The following is a 19,205-nucleotide window of genomic DNA, read 5'->3' as shown; positions in this document are numbered from 1 at the left end:
TTTATTACTATTTTTTTCTTAATGTGTACACCAATCCTAAAGAGTATGTTCTACCCGGTGAGTACGATTGAATCACTTGATCGGCATTACTATCAAATGTGTTATCCTTGTTTCCATCTTGAATAATTAAGTTTTTTTGGTTCAAGATGTCTGTAATACCACCCTTCAACAAGAGGTTTCTTGCAATTTCTTTTGAGAAAGTAAAGTCAATTACGTTACGTGGCATTTCGTACCAGTCTGGATAACCTGCTGCGAAAGTGTTACCTACTGCATAAATTCTTTTACCGATTACGTTGAACAATAAACTGATTTGTGTATTCTTTTTAGCGTCGTTGTAATTGATACCAGCATTTACGATATATGGCGACTGCCCTTGTAAAGGACGATTATCAGATTGGTTCTGTGCAGTTGAACCAATTTTCACACGGCTGTAAATAAATGCTCCGTTGAATACAAGGTTAATTTTGCTTAATAAAGCTGATGAAGTAAGCTTATCTAAAGATTTTTTAATTTCTACCTCAAAACCAGCACTGTATGCACTTTCTGCGTTTCCGAAATTAAGGTTGGCATTTGTTACTCCATCAAAAATAACCTCGATTGGGTTTTTAAATTTCTTATAAAACGCTGCTACTGAAATTACTTCTGCTGGTGTTGGATAATACTCATAACGGAAATCATAATTATCAATATCAGCATTATTCAAATCAGGATTACCTGCAATAACACGGTTGTTTACAAAGTCGTAGAAGGTAAACGGTGCTACTTCACGGAATTCTGGGCGATTCACTGTTTTTCCGTAAGCTAAACGTAAAAGGGCTTTTTCAGAGAAATTATACGTTAGGTTTGCAGATGGTAAAACCGTGGTTATATCACGATTGTAATTCACTGGTAGATTTTTACTTACATCAAAACTATTCAATTTCTGAACGTTTTTCTCTACACGCACACCAGCAATTAAATTCAATTTCTTTGTGAAAGAATAGTTTCCAGAAACATAACCTGCGATTTGATTATTGCTTGCTGTGTATGAATCCGATGCGTTTGTTTGCTCGTCAATTTTTACGCCGTTAGTTGTATTAATATTTTGTAGTGCAAAAATTTCTTCAATCGGCAAGCTACCAATATCAAATAATGAACTGTTGGCACGCACATAACCAATGTTACGAGCAGTGAATGTACGTTTTTTGTTTTCGTAAAAAGCACCTGCTTTCAATTCAATTTCTTTACTTTCTTCGGCATTTTTACCTTTCGAGATTGTTAGTTTTTGTACCAAATTGATACCCCCTAACACAGCATCTTCATCCAATAAGATATTAGTTCTACCTAAGTTGATGGTCTGAGCCGCTCCAAATGGAACTAATAAAGATGGAGTTGCACCTTCGGTTGAATATCTATATCGCTTATAATCAGGACGGTCACTGTTTGATTTATTATAACCAACTACCCAATCTAATTTTGTTTTATTTTCATTGAAACTATGACGACCCAATAGCTGACCTGTGTAAATACCACGATATACTTGGTCTAAAGAACGAATATTCCAAGTTCCACCATTTTCCAAACCGTTTCTGTTCACGTATTGGAAGTTACTCATTTGGTTGTAGAGATTTTTGAACTCAAAAGTGTGGTTTTCGTTCAATCTCAAAGCCCAGTTATGAAGGATACCTGTACGAACTGAATTGGTGTATTGTAAATCTCTAAACTTAGTGTCTTCGTTGATAGTCTCTATATTGTTTTGGTCGATAGAGTAACCAAAATCGCTTCTTGACATTTCAAAAATTGTACGAGTATTACTGTAATTAACAGCAGTAATATTTGCCAATTTTACATTTTCTCTGTCGATTAGTTTGTAAGCCCCAGTAATTGAAAAACGTAAATCTGGAATAGCTGTTGAAGAAACTGGCGTCCAAGTATTTCTCAACATTTGCCCAGCTTGTGTCAACGCTGCCTGATTAGACACAGCGATTTGCTTCAACTCTGCTGTTGATGGGAAATATTTTGGAAGGTCTGAAAAACCATTATTAAAACCTGTGTAAGAATATTTTCCTGTTTGAGGGCTAAGGAATTCTTTACCAGTAGTTCCATCTCTGTATGCACTACTTACATCTACTGTTAGGTAGTTTTCGTCAGGAATACTTTTCGTGAAAATTTTCACTACCCCCCCTGCAAATTCGCCCGGCAACTCAGCCGCTGGCGATTTGAATACCAAAATACGGTCAATTTGGCCTGAAGGAATTACATCAAATGAAAACGAACGAACATCTGATTCCATACTTGGTGTGAACACATTATTTAACATTACTGTATTATAACGTTCGTTCAAACCACGAATATTAATAAAACGGTCTCCGAAAATTGTTACACCTGGTACACGTTTTACTACTTCGGCAGCGGTACGGTCTAAAGTTTTACCAATTTGTGCGGCAGAAATACCACTTACGATTTGTTGTGCTGCTTTGATTTCTGAAATTACTGAAACCTCTGTGTTAGTTAATTTTTTTGCTACTACTCTTACTTCACTTAAAGTAGTTGCTTGGTCTTCTTCGATGAAAGTATTAATTTCTGTGATACTTCCTGAAACTACTTTTACGTTTTCGATAAATTTAGTTTTGTAGCCTACGAAGGTGATTTTTAATTTGTATGTTCCAACTGGAACTTTGCTGATTGAAAAGAATCCGTTTATATCTGCTGCTGCTCCTTTGTTTAATCCATCAATAAAAACTGCCGCTCCTACTAAGTCTTCTTTAGTTACTGCATCTTTGATTGTACCACGAATAGTCCCCTCTTGTGCGAATGTAAATGCGAATGAAGATAAGAGAATAATTAATGTGGAAAGTAATTTGTGCTTCATCATACTGGTTTTATTTTTTGATGCCACAAATTTAGACCCGCTATTTAACCACAGTATTACGAGTGTATTATGCTTGGGTTATGTTTATGTTACCGCAATGTTAAGAGAATTTCGCACAACGGACTTCAAGTAAGTAGAATCCTAAAACGATATAAAAAAAATCATAGTTTATCTTCTTGTTCGTATAAAAGTTTTTAGCTAACTTTCTTTCAAGAGATTTCCTCATTAATTTTCAACGCCAAAACTAAGGTTTCCTCCCTTGTTTCACCTAATAACACATCATAGTTTCAAAGCAAGCTCTGTGAATATTTGTAAAATGTTTTAGCCTCTTTTACAAAAAACTTTGCATACACACACATCGCCAAAATATATTACAAATGAATACGGCAGCAAAAGAAGAACTTTACAGCCTAATTAAAGCTGATTTTTCAATTTTTGATTTCATCCAAGAGTCTGCATTAGACGGATTTGGCTTTTTCGATACCCGCAACTCATCTGATGGCTGGATGAATCCAAAATTTTGGGCAACTTTAGGCTACAACTCTGATGAAATTCCTCAAATTCAACCTCAATGGCAACATCTTATTCATCCCGAAGATGTTGATACTTTTTCCGAACATTATAGAAACCCAAGCAAGTCCCACGAAATCACCATTCGCTACAAACATAAAAACGATTCAACAATTTGGCTAAAATGTAGAACGCTTGCCATCAACAATCCTAAAGAGGAACTCAGCAAAGTAATTATTTCTTTTACGGATGTAACGGAATTAATGCGAAAAGAAGACTTCTTGGAAAGATGTAATGCCGCTGCTATGGTTGGCTACTGGGAATTAGAAATAGAAAAACAAAAATTATACTGGAGTAATTTTACCAAAAAGATTCATGAGGTTGACGATGACTTTGAGCCAGATGTAAATGCCGCTATCAATTTTTATGAAGAAGGGGAAAACAGAGATAAAATCAGGGAATTGGTAACACTTGCCATTAGCGAGGGACAAAACTACGACCTTGACTTTAAAATTATCACTGCCAAAGGAAATCCAAAATGGGTAAGGGTAATTATACAGTCAGAATTTTATGCTGGACATTGTATCAGAATTTATGGTACTTTTCAAGACATTCATGCTCAGAAAATCGCCCAAGAAGAATTACTTAAAGAAAAACAAAAATTACAAAGTGTTGTAGAAGGTACAAATGCTGGTATATGGGAATGGAATGTACAAACGGGTGAAACGTTTTTTAATGAGCGTTGGGCAGCCATTGTGGGCTATACACTTGAAGAATTAGCTCCGATAAATATTGATACTTGGATAAAATTGGCACATCCCGACGATTTGTTAGTTTCAGAACAAAAAATTCAGGATTGTTTCGATAAAAAAACAGAACTCTACCAATGCGAGTGCAGAATGAAACATAAAAATGGGCATTGGGTTTGGGTACTTGATAGAGGTAAAATTGTAAGCTGGACAAAAGAAGGACTCCCGTTGATGATGTACGGTACTCATTCTGACATTAGCGAACAAAAAAAGAAAATTGAACGAGATACTACATTCATTGAACATACTCCTACGGCTATTGCCATGTTCGATAATGATTTACGCTACTTGGCTGTTTCGGAAAAATGGCGAATAGATTACCATTTAGAAGGAATAGATTTAATTGGTAAATCTCACTACGAAGTTTTTCCAGAAATCAGCGACGAATGGAAAGCAGTTCATCGGGAATGTTTAAAAGGAAAAAGTATCCGAAAAGATGAAGACCCATTTGTTAGACTTAATGGCACAATACAATGGATAAAATGGGAAGTAAAACCGTGGTTTACGGATGATGGCTCTACGGGTGGACTCATTATGTTTACCGAAGACATTACTGAAAAAAAGGTGATTGCTCAAGTACTTTCAGAGAAAAATACTTTGTTGGAAACCATTCTTGATAGTATCGACGTGGGAATTGTGGCTTGCGATAAAGATGCCAAACTTACTTTGTTCAATAATACTACTACCAGATGGCATGGTTTGTCTCTTTCTGATATGGAGCCGTCTAATCTTGCTGAGTACTATGACCTTTGCGATATGGAAGGAAAAATCTTGAGTTTTGAAGAAGTGCCTTTAATCAGAACGCTAAAAGAAGGACATATCAAAAATTTAGAAATTCAGATTGCTCCTAAAAATGGAAAAAAGCGAATTGTTTCAACCTCTGGCTCACAACTTCGTGGCCCAAACAACGAACTCTTTGGAGCGGTTGTTGCCATGCACGACATTACTCAAACCAAGCAAGCCTTAGAAGATTTAAAAATCAGCGAAGAAGCATTCCGTGGAAACTTCGAGAACGCAGCCATTGGCATGGCACTTTTGGACATCGACGGAAAATGGCTGAAAATCAACCAAACGCTTTGCCAAATTATGGGCTATTCTGTTGAAGAGTTTGAGCATCTTACTTTTCAAGAAATTACTTTTCCAGATGATTTAAAAGCCGACCTCGAATTAGTGCAAGAACTTATTGAAGGGAAAAGAACGCACTATCAAATGGAGAAAAGGTATATTCACAAAAAAGGAAATATCATTAATGCTATTCTGGCGGTTTCTATGGTTAGAAATCAGGCAAACCAGCCCTTGTACTTTGTGTCGCAAATCATTGATATTACTTTAGTTAAGAATGTTGAAAAAGAAATAAAATCACTTTTAGATGTTACCAAAGACCAAAATGAACGTTTGAAAAACTTCGCTCATATTGTATCACATAACTTGAGGTCACATTCTGGCAATATTTCAATGATGATGGATATACTTTTTGAAGAAAGTCCAGAGTTATTAGAAAACGAAAACTTGAGTTTACTAAAATCGGCAGCCTCAAACCTTAGTGAAACCATTGCCCACTTAAACGAAGTGGTTTTGATGAATTCTGCCGTAATAGACAACCTCAAAAGTGTAAATCTGTATCAAGCCATTGAAAATGGCATTAAAAACGTATCAGGTTTTGCCAAAGAATCACAAGTAATTATTAGAAATATTACCGATACCGACAATCAAGTACTGGCTGTGCCTGCCTATTTGGATAGCATTGTTCTCAATTTTCTAACAAATGCTATCAAGTATAGCTCACCAGAAAGAGAAAGTTATGTTCAATTGTCAACAAGTATAAAAAATGATTTTGTGGTTTTACAAATCGAAGACAACGGATTAGGTATTGATTTAAAAAGACATGGTGCAAAGCTTTTTGGTTTGTATAAAACCTTTCATTCTCATGAAGATGCCAGAGGCGTAGGACTATTTATTACCAAAAATCAGGTTGAAGCCATGGGAGGAAAAATAGAAGTAACAAGTGAAGTAAATAAAGGAACAACTTTCAGTATATATTTAAAACATGAAAAAAATTGATATTGCTTGTATCATCGACGATGATCCAATCTTTGTTTTTGGCACGAAAAGAATTATGCAAATTGCTAATTTTTGTAATGGATTTTTGGTTTTCCATAATGGAAAAGAAGCCTACGATAGCCTCCGTGCTATAATTTTAGCAGGCGAAAAACTTCCTGATTTAATTCTACTTGATTTGAATATGCCTATCTGGGATGGCTGGCATTTTTTAGATGAATTTACCCAAATTCCAATCGAAAAACCTGTTACGCTTTATATCGTAACAAGTTCTATCGACCCCGAAGATACCGAGCGAGCGAAGTCCTACGAGATAGTAAGTAACTACTTGGTGAAGCCCATTAAAATGGATGACTTAAAAAAAATAATGGCTGACTAATTCACTTAATTACTTGATTTATAAGCCATTTACTTTCAAGAAATAATTTATAAATCAAGTAATTCAAAATGTTTCTTCTTTATAAGATAATTTTTCTACTACCTTTGCAACAGTTTATGGTGCAATAAACTTGTATCGTTACAAGTTTAAAGCTTAATAGGGAATCAGGTGAAATACCCGAACTGTCCCCGCAACTGTAAGTTTCAATAACATCATTACCGCTCTTCAATAGCCACTGGTTTAAGTGGTGAGTGATTGAATGATTGAGTGAATGAAGAAATTCAAAAACAATCCAACACAAACATTGGCTTGTGAATCACTAAATCAAAATTCACTAATTCACTAAATATTCTGGGAAGGTTTAGGTACATGAGAAACAAGTCAGGAGACCTGCCATTAAATCATTCTTGATTGCTTGCTTACGGAGGATGAGCATCATTGAGCGTTCGATTATCTCTTTCATTTTTCTTGGTCAATATTTTCGGTTTCGTTCCGTGTAGGTCAAGGCTTAACTTTTTCAGTTATGTCTGCTGTTTTTACGTATTGCTTACGTTTTCAGCCCATACTTATCTGCTTGGTTATGTTGATAACCACAGAAAACTATGCCCAAGAAATCGCCAATAAACAAATCGACGAAGTACAAGTAACAGGCTTCAGCCCCGAACGCTTTATGGCTGGTTTGAAAGTACAAAAGATTGATTCTGCTACTTTATCCCGTTTTCAATTCCAAACTTTAGCCGATTTTTTGCAGTACCAATCGCCCATTACTTTTAAAAGTTATGGAACGGGACAGCTCACCAGTATTGCATTCAGAGGTACTTCTGCCATGCACACTGCCGTACTTTGGAATGGATTGAATATCAATAATCCAATGGCTGGACAAACAGATTTTTCAACCGTTCCGCTACTCGGTTTCGACCAAATGTCGATTCAATATGGTTCTTCGGCTTCCTGCGTAGGTTCGGATGCCGTTGGCGGAAGCATTTTATTAGGTTCTGTGCCACAATGGAAAAAACAAGGCACAAATTTCACACTTGGCGGACAGTACGGAAGTTTTGATAATTATAATTTACAAACGGGTTTACGTTTTGTAAAGACCTTGAAAAACGGATTACAATTTTCGGGCAAAACTTTACTTTACGGAAGTCAATACAATAATCATTTTTCAGCAACGGAAAGAACCGACAGTAAAGGCAGAACTTACCCGATTGAACCTTCTGAAACATCTCAAAAAGGTTTTATTCAAGATTTGTACTTGAAACAAAAAAACAACAATTTACTTTCGCTGAACATTTGGCTGACCGATAATAAACTCAGTATTCAACCTGATGTAATTGCTTTCCGAGAAATTACACAAACCAAAGCCTATCGCTTTCTTACTTCTTATCAGTTCGGAAATACCAATCTAAAAGCGGCTTTTGTCAGAGACATTATTGATTATGGCACGGGCGATTTTGCTAATCCAAGTCATTCAGAAACCGACCGCTACATTACTCGTGCTGAACATGAGTTTTCATTTAAAAAAGCGGATTCTTTCAGTCATACTTCTATCAGAATCGGTGGAGAATTTGTGCATTATGTAGCCAAAGTTGACGGGTATAATGGCGAAGCCATCACGGAAAATCGTCAAGATATTTTTGCTTTGATTCGACAACAAATTGCGGAAAAACTAACGGCTTCCCTAAATCTTCGTCAGGCTTTTTCTACAAAATACAAAGCTCCCTTTACGCCTTCTTTGGGAATAGAGTACGCAATACTTTCAACCAAAAAACATGAACTAAAAGCAACCGCCAATATTGCCCGCAGTTACCGTTTGCCTACTTTGAACGAACGTTACTGGAAAGTTTTGGGCAATCCAGATATTCGCCCTGAAAATGGTGTCAACAAAGAAATTGGTGTCAATTGGAAGCAAGTACTTTCTGAAAAAGTGAATACTTCTTTGGGAATAAATGTCTATCATAATTTGATTAACGATTGGACCTACTGGAATCCAGACAAAGCGTATCGAGTAGAAAATCTCCAACAAGTATTGGCAAAAGGAATAGAAGTTTCGGGAAATGTAAAATACGCCAATGCTGATAAAATAGCTGGTTTGACTGTGAATTATGCTCTGACGAATACTTCTCAACAAAAAGTGTATGCCGCTTACACAGAAGATTTTATCGGTAAACAAATGATTTATGTGCCACGCCATTCAGTTTCGGGGACGGCGTTTGTAGGCAAAGGAAATTGGACTTTCAATATTCAAGGATTGTATAATTCTGAACGCTTTATCACTTTCGACCATTCTGGGCGACCTTTTCCAGCTTACTTTATATTGAATTCGACTATTTCGGGAAAAATCTTGTTAGGAAAAATTCAATCAAACCTAATTTTTCAGACTAATAATTTAACGGATACGGTGTATCCAAGTGTAAAAAAGAATGCCATGCCGGGAAGAAGTTTTTCCTTGGGATGGATTGTTAGTATTTAGGATTTGAGATTTCGGATTTGAGTTTTCGGTCATCGGTCTTCGGATTTCAGCTTTTGAAGTCTGAATTTAAGGTTCATCTTTTACTATTTTAAATTAAAAAAAGCTGAAATCCGAAAGCTGATGACCGAAATCTATAAGTCGAAATCCGAAATCTCAAATCCGAAGTCGTTTTAATTTTTTAATCAATAAAAAACAATGCAATTAAATTCTATTATCGTTCGCTCATTGGGAGCAGTTACTTTGTTCTTGTCGCTCAATGCTTGTAATTCAACTTCTGAACCAGTACCTGCTCAACCTTATGATGCAGGAGTATTTGTAATGAACAGAGGTAATTTTTTTGATAATAATGGCTCGATAACCTTAATTAATCCCAATACAAAAGCGACCAGTTTTGATATTTTTCAATTAGAAAACACTAACTCTGTATCAGGTGGAGTGGCAGATTATACAGAAGTAGATGGCAAAGGTTTAATCTTGGTAGATAATTCAACAACAGGAAAAGATTATATCCAAATCGTAAATTCTGGTACTTTTAAATCAGTAGCTACAATTCCTTCAACCGAACTCGAAAACCCACGCTATGCCGTAAAAGCAGGTACAAACAAAGCTTATATTACTTGTTGGGATGCTTTCAATGAAGACTATTCTTATAAACCAGGCTACGTGTTAGTTGTTGATTTAGCAACTAACAAGGCTACTAAGAAAATTAAAGTACAAGAAGGGGCTGAAAAAATTATCGTTGTCGGCAACGAAGCCATTGTAGCTACAACAACCTACACAGGCGTAAAGACGATTTCTATCATCAATACACAAACTGACGCTGTTACGCAAACCGTAGAAATTGGAAATGAACCACGTTTAATTGGTGCTGATGCTAATGGCAAAATTTGGTTTTATGCTGATGGTAAATTTGTAAAGTTCAACCTAAGTACCAAAAGTGTAGAAAATCGCATTGCTTTTGCCACTTCAAATTCGACAAAATCGGCTGGGAACTTCGCTTTTAATAAAGAGAAAAATACCATCTTTTTTGTCTATTCTTATTCAGATGCGAACGATGACTATAAGCAAAAAGGTGAAACTTATAGCTTTAATATCAACGATGCGAGTATCGCTACAACAACTCCATTTATCAATAAAGTATTTACAGGACTAAGTACCGACCCTTCAACAGGTAATATTTATGCAGGCTTTACACCTTCACTCAAGCAAGCAGGTTATGTTTTCAGATACCAGTCGAACGGTACTTTAATCGACTCAGTAAAAGTAGGTATTGGCCCAGAAGGATTTTTATTTAAGTAATTTATCAGATTAAGGTTTTACAAGTTTTGAATTTGTAAAACCTAATAAAAGAACAATCAATGAAACAAACTATCAACCCTCGTTTTCTGACTTTGCTTTGCTTCATTTTAGCGATTGCTTTGTTAAGAATTGCCAATGCCGCACAACTTACGCCTGTGGCAAATTATACGCCACTTGGTGCGATGGCACTTTTTGGTGCTGCGTATTTTAGTAACCGTTGGAAGGCTTTTGCTTTTCCTTTACTTACAATTTTGGTCAGCGATGTCATTATCAACAAAGTGATTTTTCAAGGAAAGTACGGAATGATGTACGAAGGTTGGTATTGGATTTATGGCATTTTCGCCATCATCGTTTTGTTTGGCAAGTTAATTCTTCAAAAAATTAATGTTCAAAATATCGTTTTAGCGGCGGTAATTGCTTCCGTTTCACATTGGCTTTTGGCAGACTTAACCGTTTGGATTGGCGGCGGAACGGATTTAAGAACGAATTTACCCTTGAGTCGTGATTGGGCTGGTTTACAACAATGTTTTGTACAAGGTTTTCCATATATGAAAAACTTCTTGGTAGGTACTTTGGCATACTCTGCCCTAATGTTCGGCAGTTTTGAACTATTACAAGTACGTTTTCCAAGCTTGGCAAAAGCATGAACGATTTAGGAGGTGGGATTTTGGATTTCGGTTTAAAATTGTTCCAAATCTAATCACTAATCACTCAATCACAAATCACTCATTATGAAAGCTGTCTCTTTTCTTCCTGCCGCAACGCAAATGATTTACGACATGGGTTTGCAAGACTTACTCTATGGCGTAACTTTTGAATGTCCGCCAACATCAAGAACTGAAAATGAAATTTTAGTTCGTTGCGTGCTGGAAGGGAAAGAGTATTCAAGTGAAGAAATCGACAAGATTTTCTCGGCTTCTAAAGCTCAAGGAAAAAGTTTGTATTATGTAGAAGAGGACAAATTACAAGCTATCGCACCTGATATTGTTATTACGCAAGACGTTTGTGAAGTATGTCAAATTGATACAAAATGTACGCAAGCGGTCATTGATAATTTAGAAAAAACGCCTCAGATTCTAACGATTACGCCACAAAGTCTGGAGGATGTTTTTGATTCTGCGATTACGATTGCGAAGGCTTTGGGCAGAGAAGAAGCGGCTTATCAACATTTAGCCAAACTTCAACAAAGAATTGACAGCGTTATCGACAAACTCCGTGAACACAGAGCTTTGCCTAAAAGAGTGATGTTGTTAGAATGGATTGAACCCATTTATAATTGCGGACACTGGATTCCTCATCAAATTGCTTATGCTGGAGGTATTGATATGCTCAGTAATCCTTCGGGCGACAGTATCGTGACGCCATGGGAAAAAATAGTAAAGTACGACCCCGAAGTACTCGTGATAGCTCCTTGTGGTTTTGAAACCCAAAGAAGTATAGAAGAATTGCACTTATTAACAAACAAAAAAGGTTGGGAAAATCTACGAGCAGTTCAGAACAAAGCTGTTTTTGTGCTTGATTATGATTTGTTCACCCAGCCAAGTGCCTCGACTTTAGTAAATGGTATCGAAATCTTGGCAGCATTATTTCATCCTACACTTTTCAACATTCCTCAATCTCTAAACCATAAAGTTCTCCCTATTTTTAAAAATTATCCAGTGAAGTAGCTGTCTGTTTTAGATGGCTACTTTTTTCTCTTTCGTAAAAATCAAGCAGTTTTAGGCTTGCTCTCAATCTTGACAGTAAATCTCATAAAAGCAGGATTGTTTTTTCAAGAAAATCTTCTAAATTCAAGCGAATTTGAGTATATATCTATGGAATCATACTCTTTTAATTCAAATCTGGAATTTTAGAAACTATGGAAAAAACTTTTTCACGCCGAGCGGCTCTACAAGGAGTCGGTGCGGTAACTGCAACCATGCTAACTTCTTCGCTCAGTAATCGCATTGAAGCGGCAGACACTCAGATGGGTGCTGCCTTAAAAGGTAGAGTAAATCACTCTGCTTGTCGTTGGTGTTACGACTCTATCCCTTTTGAAGATTTGTGTAAATCTGCCAAAGAGATAGGTATGCAAAGTCTTGAATTGACTGGCCCTTCTGAATGGGAAATCCTAAAAAAATATGGTTTAACAGCCGCTATCGGTTGGCCAGAAGCAAACAACTGGGGAAATGGCATGGGTCTTACAAGTTGTTTCAACAATGTAAAAAACCACGATGCTTTAGTGACTTTGTATGAAGATTTGATTCCTAAAGCTGCCAAAGCTGGTATCAAAAACTTGATTACTTTCTCTGGAAACAGAAATGGTTTGAGCGATGAGGACGGATTAATTAACTGTAAAAAAGGTTTACAGAGAATTATGAAAACCGCTGAAAAATACGACGTAACCATCACGATGGAATTGTTGAATTCAAAAGTAAACCACAGAGATTATCAGTGCGACCATACCGATTGGGGTGCTGCTTTGTGCGAAATGGTGGGTTCTGATAAATTCAAATTACTTTATGATATTTATCACATGCAAATCATGGAAGGCGACGTAATTGCTACGATTAAAAAGTACAGTCAATACATTTCACATTACCACACAGGAGGCGTTCCGGGCAGACATGAAATTGACGATACACAGGAGTTAAATTACCCTGCCATTATGAAAGCTATCGTTGATACAGGTTATAAAGGCTTTATCGGACAAGAATTTATTCCTGCAAAAACCGACAAAATTGCTTCATTAAAACAAGGTGTTTTAATTTGCGATGTATAAAAAAGAAAGGGCTGTCTTAAAAACTAAGACAGCCCTTTTTATTATTACATTAAGACTATTTGGCATAATTCACGGCTCTCATTTCACGAATTACCGTTACTTTAATTTGCCCCGGATACTGCATTTCTTTCTCAATTTTCTGCGAAATATCATAAGAAAGCATACTTGCTTTTTCATCAGAAACATTTTCTGAATCTACCAAAACTCTTAATTCACGACCAGCTTGAATAGCGTAACATTTCTGAACACCGCTAAAGCTTACAGCCAATTCTTCTAATTCTTTCAAACGACGCATATAAGATTCCATCATCTCACGTCTTGCTCCCGGACGAGAACCAGAGATAGCATCACAAACTTGGATGATTGGTGAAATCATTGAAGTCATCTCAATTTCATCGTGGTGAGCTCCAATGGCATTACATACTTCTGCATTTTCTTTGTACTTCTCCGCCAATTGCATACCCAAAATTGCGTGTGGTAATTCGGCTTCTTCGTGCCATACTTTACCAATATCGTGTAATAAACCTGCACGTTTTGCCAACTTCGCATTTAAGCCCAATTCAGCCGCCATCGTAGCACAAAGTTTCGATACTTCTCTTGAGTGCTGTAAAAGGTTCTGTCCATAAGATGAACGGAAACGCATTCTACCAACCATTTTGATAAGCTCAGGGTGTAAACCATGAATTCCTAAATCAATCACAGTACGCTCGCCAATTTCGATGATTTCTTCATCAATATTTTTCTTCGTTTTGGCTACTACTTCTTCGATACGTGCTGGGTGAATACGACCATCTTGTACTAAACGGTGTAATGACAAACGAGCAATTTCACGACGAACAGGATCGAAACCAGAAATAATAATCGCTTCTGGCGTATCATCAACGATAAATTCAACACCCGTAGCTGCTTCTAAAGCACGAATGTTACGTCCTTCACGACCAATGATTTTACCTTTTACATCATCCGATTCTATGTTGAAAACCGACACACAGTTTTCAATTGCATTTTCAGCGGCAGTTCTTTGAATGGTTTCAATTACTACTTTCTTCGCTTCTTTGGTAGCTGTTAATTTTGCTTCTTCAATTGTATTTTTAATGATAGAAGAAGCTTTTGTTTCAGCTTCGGCACGAAGGGCATCAATCAATTGCTGGCGAGCTTCGTCGGCAGTAAGGCTTGCGATTTTTTCTAATTGCGAAACTTGCGAAGCCAACATTTCTTCTGCTTGGATACGCTTTTTCTCAACGTCTTCGCTTTTCTTTCTTAGATTTTCTTCTTTTGAAGTAATTGATTGTCTTTGTGAATTCAACTCAGCTTCCAATTTCTTGTTTTGCTCCATCGAAATCTGAATAATACGCTCACGTTCTTTCAATTTTTGTTCGTTTTGAACCAAAATTTGTTTTTTCTTATTTGAATCCTCTTCGAATTCAGAACGTAATTTCAAAAACTTTTCTTTAGCTTCTAAGATTCTATCTTTTTTGATATTCTCTGCTTGAATTTCAGCATTTTTTACAATATCGGCAGCTTTGGAATTAGCTTCATCTTCTATTCTCTGCGTATTTTTTGCAAAGGCAATTTTACCGACAAATATTCCCGCTATCAGCGAAGCAACTGCGGCAATGATGGGAGTTAGCATTTATTTATATCGTTTTAGTTAATGGTTTCCGTAGCTCAAGAAATATCCTACGAATAACTATTATGTGGAAAAAAAGAACTAAAACAGACAAATGCCTATTGAATATGAAAAGAAAAATAAACGTCTGGTGTAAGTCTCAAAAACAAAAGGCTATATGTTCCTTTGGCTTCTGTGGCAAATAACGTTTAAAACAAATTTAATGAAGAAATAAATATATCAACTCATTCAATCACAGAACTCAGTAATTTGTCCAACTCAGCAATTTTCCCCGTCACCGACATCTGAAGATCATTATGTTTGGCATCAAATTTTAAGTTACTCATCACAAAATCCAAAGCCACTAAAGCTAAGAGGCGTTGGTGAGAGTGAACCTTTTTGGTTTCTCGATATGAATCCATTTTCTCATTAATCAACTTAGCAGCCTTGCGAACGAATTCTTCTTCTTCCTTTCCAACAGTTAAGCTGAAGGGTTCGTGTGCAACGACTATATTACAAGGGACTTTTTCGGCCATTATATAAGTTTTGGAATTAAAAGTTTTTAGTTAAAATAGACTATTAAACCGAGAAACTATTGATTTTTAAACTTTATTATTTACTAAGTTGGCTAATACACTTTTCTATTTCTAAGATATATTCGTCAAGTTTTTCTTTCAATTCGGCAGGATTGCCTGTATTATTTAGATTGTTTACTGCAATCTTAGTGATTTTATCTGATTTTTTAAAGTTTTTTAATCTTTGGTTTAATTTTTTCTGTAATTCTTGATTTTCTCTTTGCGAATCCGCAAGGTTTTTCTTCAACAATTCATTCTCTTTTTGGCTTTGTTCCAACTTCAGCTTCAATTCTTTGTAACCCAACACAACGTTCCTTAGTTTAATTTCTAAGGCCTCGAATTGGGTTCGAATTTGCACATCAGTCATCATTTAAACGTTTAATTATTAATTGCCTATGAAAAGAGTATATACCTTGAAAAATCTAATTACTAAAATCAATTTTGGCTTTATGCCTCCAAAAAACAAAAACACTCTAATTCTACTTAATACAAAGTTCTATAATTTCATCGAAAAATTTATATTATTTATTTTAAAAAAGCATATTTATCTCTGACTTTCAAGGGGATAATCGTTTTACGCTCAACCAAAACAACACCTGCGGTGTATAATATTAATAAGAGTAAGTGATAAGGCACTGATACCCACAGATTATCAATATTTATTTTTAAGGTACAGAAAATCAATACGCCTGCTGATACAATATAGCCAAACGCAGAAAGTATTTTATAAGGCACAGGATAATACTTCTGACCGTAGTAATAACAGATGGCTGTCATTGAAAAACAAGAAATTAAAAAGGCTACTGCACAACCCATATAACCCATTCTGGGAATGAGGATGATATTGAACAATATTGTTATTGCAAGTCCAATCAGTGTAATTCTTGTACCGAAGTAGGTCTTTTTATTTAGTTTGAACCAAACTGAAATATTATAATAAACTCCTAAGAACAGATTCGCCAAAAGTAGAATCGGCACTACACTCATGCCTTCCCAATAGATTTGCTTACGCAAGAAGAGTACTTTCAGTAAATCGAGGTTTAGACAAACGCCAAGCCAGATAAAAATACAAGTAATTAAAAACCATTTCGTAACATCAGCTAAAGTTTCTGGAGAGTTTTTATCATCTACTTTCGACAAGAAAAAAGGCTCTGCTGCATAGCGAAATGCCTGTGTTGCCAATGACATAAATATAGACAACTTATACACATTACCGTAAATTCCGAGTGCTTCTTGTGAAGTAAGATTGGGATAGAAACCTTCGGGCAAAAGTTTTTCTAAAAGGATTCTATCAAACATCAAATTGAAAGTACTTGCCAAAGTCATAATCATTACGGGATAAGCGTAAATCCATAGATTACGAAAAGCGTCTTTGTCGAACTGGAATTTAAAGTCTTTAAACTCTGCTTTTAGGAAATAGAAAAGTGAAAAGTTTGCCAAAAGATTTGCCAAAAAGATATAACCTGCCCCGATACTTGGTACGTACAATTTTTGAGCTAAAGGTTGTAAAAAAAGAAAATAGTCGCCCTCTGCAATTTTTTTGAAACCCAACAAGAAAATCACGTTCAAAGCTACATTCACAAGAATATTAAAGATTTTAGCTTTGACAAACTGCTTGGTTTTTTTCTCTAATCTCAACCGAGCGAAGGGAATAGCCGTAATGGCGTCTGTTGCTACGATGAGTGCAATCCAAATCAAGAACATTTCTTTTCCGGGATAGCCCAATGCCGAAATAATCGGTGAAGAAAAGAGAGTCAGTATTCCTGAAAATACACAACTACTGACGGTAATGGCAGTTTGGATGATGTTATAATACTTGGCTTTGTCTTCGGCGGCAAATCTGAAAAATGCCGTTTCCATGCCATAAGTATATATAATATTGGCAATGGCAATGTAGGCATAGAGCTTTACGTTGACGTTCAGTTCTTTCGGCAAAAAAGCAGCCGTATGTACGATTACCAAAAGAAAGTTTAGCGACCTTCCTAAAATTGTACTTACTCCATACGAAGCAGTTTCACTGGCTAATTTTTTTAAGATACTCATATTCAATAGATTAGAGCAGTAGATAATCGTTCGGCTATTATCTTGGCTCAATGGCTTTGCAATTTACAAGTACTTATGAGTTTATACAATCTACCCGAAAAATCAATCTTAAAAAGTTTTCAACAAAATAAGTATATATACTTATTAATATATTGAGTATTTATACTAATTTTGTCGCATAGAAATCAATTCAGTGATTGAATTGGAGTTTAGCAGAGCAAAGTGATTAAACGCCCCCTCATTTCGTTTAATCACTTTTTTTATTTTTATGCTCCTAAGAAATAAAAACGGACACTGAAAAACAATGTCCGTTTAGGAAATAAATAAATCCAAAAAATTATTAATATTATGATTGCGTATTATTGGTAATGCTATTGAGTAATCAATAAAATTCAAGCAATGTTTTTCTTATTGTAAATATTTGATAAGTAACAATTTAAAATACTAATCACTGCTTAAAAAGATCTTAATTCTATTAAGTTTTCTACTAAAGGCTGGCTGTTCCAATGTTTATGAATTGCCAAGGCTGCACCCAAAGAAGTAGCCTGAGCCACAGAAGCAGCATATACTTCTAAAGTCGGGAAAGCGGCGGCTAATAACTTCATAAAAATTTCATTCTTCCCGAAACCTCCGTCCACAAATAGTTTTTTAACGGGCGAATTATTCAAAACCAATTCAGTAGCAATTAATTGTTGCGAAACGATGTCGATAATTAATTGATGATAGGCTTCTTCGTAATTACTAAAAACCGTTAAATCTCTACTTCCAAAAAGTGATTCTTGCAAAGGCGGACGTTTGGCTTCTCGCAGATGGTCGTCTTCGCCATGCAATTGGCTTTCTCTTAATCTGTGCAAAAGTTCGTCATCGCATTTTACTGTTTTGAAATAATCGTTTGCTACCTTGAAATGCGAAGCCAAACGTTTGGTTTGTTGTTCGTGTTCGTAGCCAGCAAACAATCTTGACGCTTTTACGGGCTTACCTTCGTAGTGCATGTACGATAAACAATCGTACTGCAATTCTTCGGCACTGAGTGGAATGTGATTGAAAGGATTCAAGCTTATACACCAAGTACCCGTTGAAAGTAAAATAAAAGGTTCTGAAAAACTCGCCAAGTAAGGAATCAAAGCTGCTGAACTATCATGCAAGCCCACTCCTACTTGTAAAGAACGCTCGTCAATGTTTTTAGTTTGTACTTGATTAGATGGAAAAATCGGAGCTAATTTTTCGTCCACTCCTTCTTCTTTCACCCATCGGTGGTAAGTATTTTTGGTAAAATCCCAAAGATTTGTGTGACAACCAATACTTGTAATATCTGAATAAAAATTTCCTGTAAACAAGAAATTCAAATACTGTGGCAAGTGAAGCGAATACTTGATTTTAGCATACAATTCAGGTTTTTCGTATTTCAAACGATACAAAACCATTCCTGAATTTAAACTTCCTAATACGGGAGAAGCCGAAATTTGAGAGAATTTCTGTTCGCCATCATAAGTATCATAAAAGCGTTTTTTCAAATCTTCGGGATACGCTTTCAGGTAATTATAAAGCGGAGCAATGGCTTTTCCAGATGAATCAAGATGAACGAAACTTGCTCCGTAAGTAGAAAAGTTTAATGCTTTAATCGCAAATTCAGGAAGGTTTAGCACCTCCTCAAAAGTCTTGGTTACCCAAGCGTTAAGGAGGTCTAAATCTTCACAGTTATCACCGTCTTCGTCTTGGGTTTCGTCGAATTGGGTCGATTTTTCTAAAACAATTTTATACCGTTCGTCAAAGAGAAACAGTTTTTTATTGGTTTTGCCAATATCAAAAATAGCAATAACAGAAGTTTGGTTTGCCAT

General features: G+C 36.0%; 13 protein-coding genes and 1 riboswitch. Of the genes, 7 read left to right on the top strand and 6 right to left on the bottom strand.

Translation table 11 applies throughout. The features are described 5' to 3' along the window. Positions 1–7: 7 nt before the first annotated feature. Entirely contained in the window at positions 8–2,854 is a 2,847-nt protein-coding gene (locus VB248_RS01545; RefSeq protein ID WP_323294963.1) for a TonB-dependent receptor, read from the bottom strand. Between the two features lie 374 nt (positions 2,855–3,228). Between VB248_RS01545 and VB248_RS01540 the strand changes: the two genes are divergently transcribed. The 7 genes from VB248_RS01540 (at position 3,229) to VB248_RS01510 (ending at position 13,140) form a co-directional block, all read left to right on the top strand. Then, entirely contained in the window at positions 3,229–6,231 is a 3,003-nt protein-coding gene (locus VB248_RS01540; protein ID WP_323294962.1) for a PAS domain S-box protein, read from the top strand. Next, positions 6,218–6,607: a response regulator gene (locus VB248_RS01535; protein WP_323294961.1), complete on the top strand. Its 390-nt coding sequence runs from the start codon at positions 6,218–6,220 to the stop codon at positions 6,605–6,607. The genes VB248_RS01540 and VB248_RS01535 overlap by 14 nt, the downstream gene beginning before the upstream one ends. 100 nt (positions 6,608–6,707) lie before the next feature. Continuing rightward, positions 6,708–7,019, top strand: a riboswitch (cobalamin riboswitch). 111 nt (positions 7,020–7,130) lie between these two features. After that, entirely contained in the window at positions 7,131–9,080 is a 1,950-nt protein-coding gene (locus tag VB248_RS01530) for a TonB-dependent receptor plug domain-containing protein (protein WP_323294960.1), read from the top strand. Between the two features lie 195 nt (positions 9,081–9,275). Next, positions 9,276–10,379 (top strand): YncE family protein, encoded by a 1,104-nt coding sequence (locus VB248_RS01525; RefSeq protein ID WP_323294959.1) that lies wholly within the window; start codon positions 9,276–9,278, stop codon positions 10,377–10,379. 59 nt (positions 10,380–10,438) lie between these two features. Further along, positions 10,439–11,026 (top strand): DUF6580 family putative transport protein, encoded by a 588-nt coding sequence (locus VB248_RS01520; protein WP_323294958.1) that lies wholly within the window; start codon positions 10,439–10,441, stop codon positions 11,024–11,026. Between the two features lie 84 nt (positions 11,027–11,110). Next, complete coding sequence (locus VB248_RS01515; protein ID WP_323294957.1) at positions 11,111–12,046, top strand: ABC transporter substrate-binding protein; 936 nt, start codon at positions 11,111–11,113, stop codon at positions 12,044–12,046. A gap of 191 nt (positions 12,047–12,237) precedes the next feature. Next, complete coding sequence (locus VB248_RS01510) at positions 12,238–13,140, top strand: hydroxypyruvate isomerase family protein (RefSeq protein ID WP_323294956.1); 903 nt, start codon at positions 12,238–12,240, stop codon at positions 13,138–13,140. A 55-nt stretch (positions 13,141–13,195) separates the two neighbouring features. Here the strand turns inward: VB248_RS01510 and rny are convergent, their stop codons facing one another. From rny to VB248_RS01485, 5 genes are all read right to left on the bottom strand, one after another. Continuing rightward, positions 13,196–14,773, bottom strand: a complete 1,578-nt coding sequence (gene rny, locus VB248_RS01505; RefSeq protein ID WP_323294955.1) for a ribonuclease Y — start codon at positions 14,771–14,773, stop codon at positions 13,196–13,198. 221 nt (positions 14,774–14,994) lie between these two features. After that, positions 14,995–15,285, bottom strand: a complete 291-nt coding sequence (locus tag VB248_RS01500; RefSeq protein ID WP_323294954.1) for a cell division protein ZapA — start codon at positions 15,283–15,285, stop codon at positions 14,995–14,997. Positions 15,286–15,361: 76 nt separating this feature from the next. Further along, entirely contained in the window at positions 15,362–15,682 is a 321-nt protein-coding gene (locus VB248_RS01495; protein ID WP_323294953.1) for a hypothetical protein, read from the bottom strand. Positions 15,683–15,849: 167 nt separating this feature from the next. Then, positions 15,850–17,367, bottom strand: coding sequence for a lipopolysaccharide biosynthesis protein (locus VB248_RS01490; RefSeq protein WP_323294952.1), 1,518 nt, complete (start codon positions 17,365–17,367; stop codon positions 15,850–15,852). A 455-nt stretch (positions 17,368–17,822) separates the two neighbouring features. Beyond that, the gene (locus VB248_RS01485; RefSeq protein ID WP_323294951.1) at positions 17,823–19,205 is read right to left on the bottom strand and encodes an FGGY-family carbohydrate kinase; all 1,383 of its coding nucleotides are present in this window, start codon (positions 19,203–19,205) and stop codon (positions 17,823–17,825) included.

The sequence above is a fragment of the Arcicella rigui genome (genome assembly GCF_034929435.1).
In the GTDB taxonomy this organism is placed as follows: Bacteria; Bacteroidota; Bacteroidia; order Cytophagales; family Spirosomataceae; genus Arcicella; species Arcicella rigui.
Note: the sequence above shows the minus strand (reverse complement) of the source record. Positions and strands in the feature narration are given on the sequence as shown.

Excerpts from the sequence above, each read along its gene's own strand:
- VB248_RS01545 (WP_323294963.1), bottom strand. The coding sequence starts at position 2,854 with ATGATGAAGCACAAATTACTTTCCACATTAATTATTCTCTTATCTTCA.
- VB248_RS01540 (WP_323294962.1), top strand. The coding sequence starts at position 3,229 with ATGAATACGGCAGCAAAAGAAGAACTTTACAGCCTAATTAAAGCTGAT.
- VB248_RS01535 (WP_323294961.1), top strand. The coding sequence starts at position 6,218 with ATGAAAAAAATTGATATTGCTTGTATCATCGACGATGATCCAATCTTT.
- VB248_RS01530 (WP_323294960.1), top strand. The coding sequence starts at position 7,131 with ATGTCTGCTGTTTTTACGTATTGCTTACGTTTTCAGCCCATACTTATC.
- VB248_RS01525 (WP_323294959.1), top strand. The coding sequence starts at position 9,276 with ATGCAATTAAATTCTATTATCGTTCGCTCATTGGGAGCAGTTACTTTG.
- VB248_RS01520 (WP_323294958.1), top strand. The coding sequence starts at position 10,439 with ATGAAACAAACTATCAACCCTCGTTTTCTGACTTTGCTTTGCTTCATT.
- VB248_RS01515 (WP_323294957.1), top strand. The coding sequence starts at position 11,111 with ATGAAAGCTGTCTCTTTTCTTCCTGCCGCAACGCAAATGATTTACGAC.
- VB248_RS01510 (WP_323294956.1), top strand. The coding sequence starts at position 12,238 with ATGGAAAAAACTTTTTCACGCCGAGCGGCTCTACAAGGAGTCGGTGCG.
- rny (WP_323294955.1), bottom strand. The coding sequence starts at position 14,773 with ATGCTAACTCCCATCATTGCCGCAGTTGCTTCGCTGATAGCGGGAATA.
- VB248_RS01500 (WP_323294954.1), bottom strand. The coding sequence starts at position 15,285 with ATGGCCGAAAAAGTCCCTTGTAATATAGTCGTTGCACACGAACCCTTC.
- VB248_RS01490 (WP_323294952.1), bottom strand. The coding sequence starts at position 17,367 with ATGAGTATCTTAAAAAAATTAGCCAGTGAAACTGCTTCGTATGGAGTA.
- VB248_RS01485 (WP_323294951.1), bottom strand. The coding sequence starts at position 19,205 with ATGGCAAACCAAACTTCTGTTATTGCTATTTTTGATATTGGCAAAACC.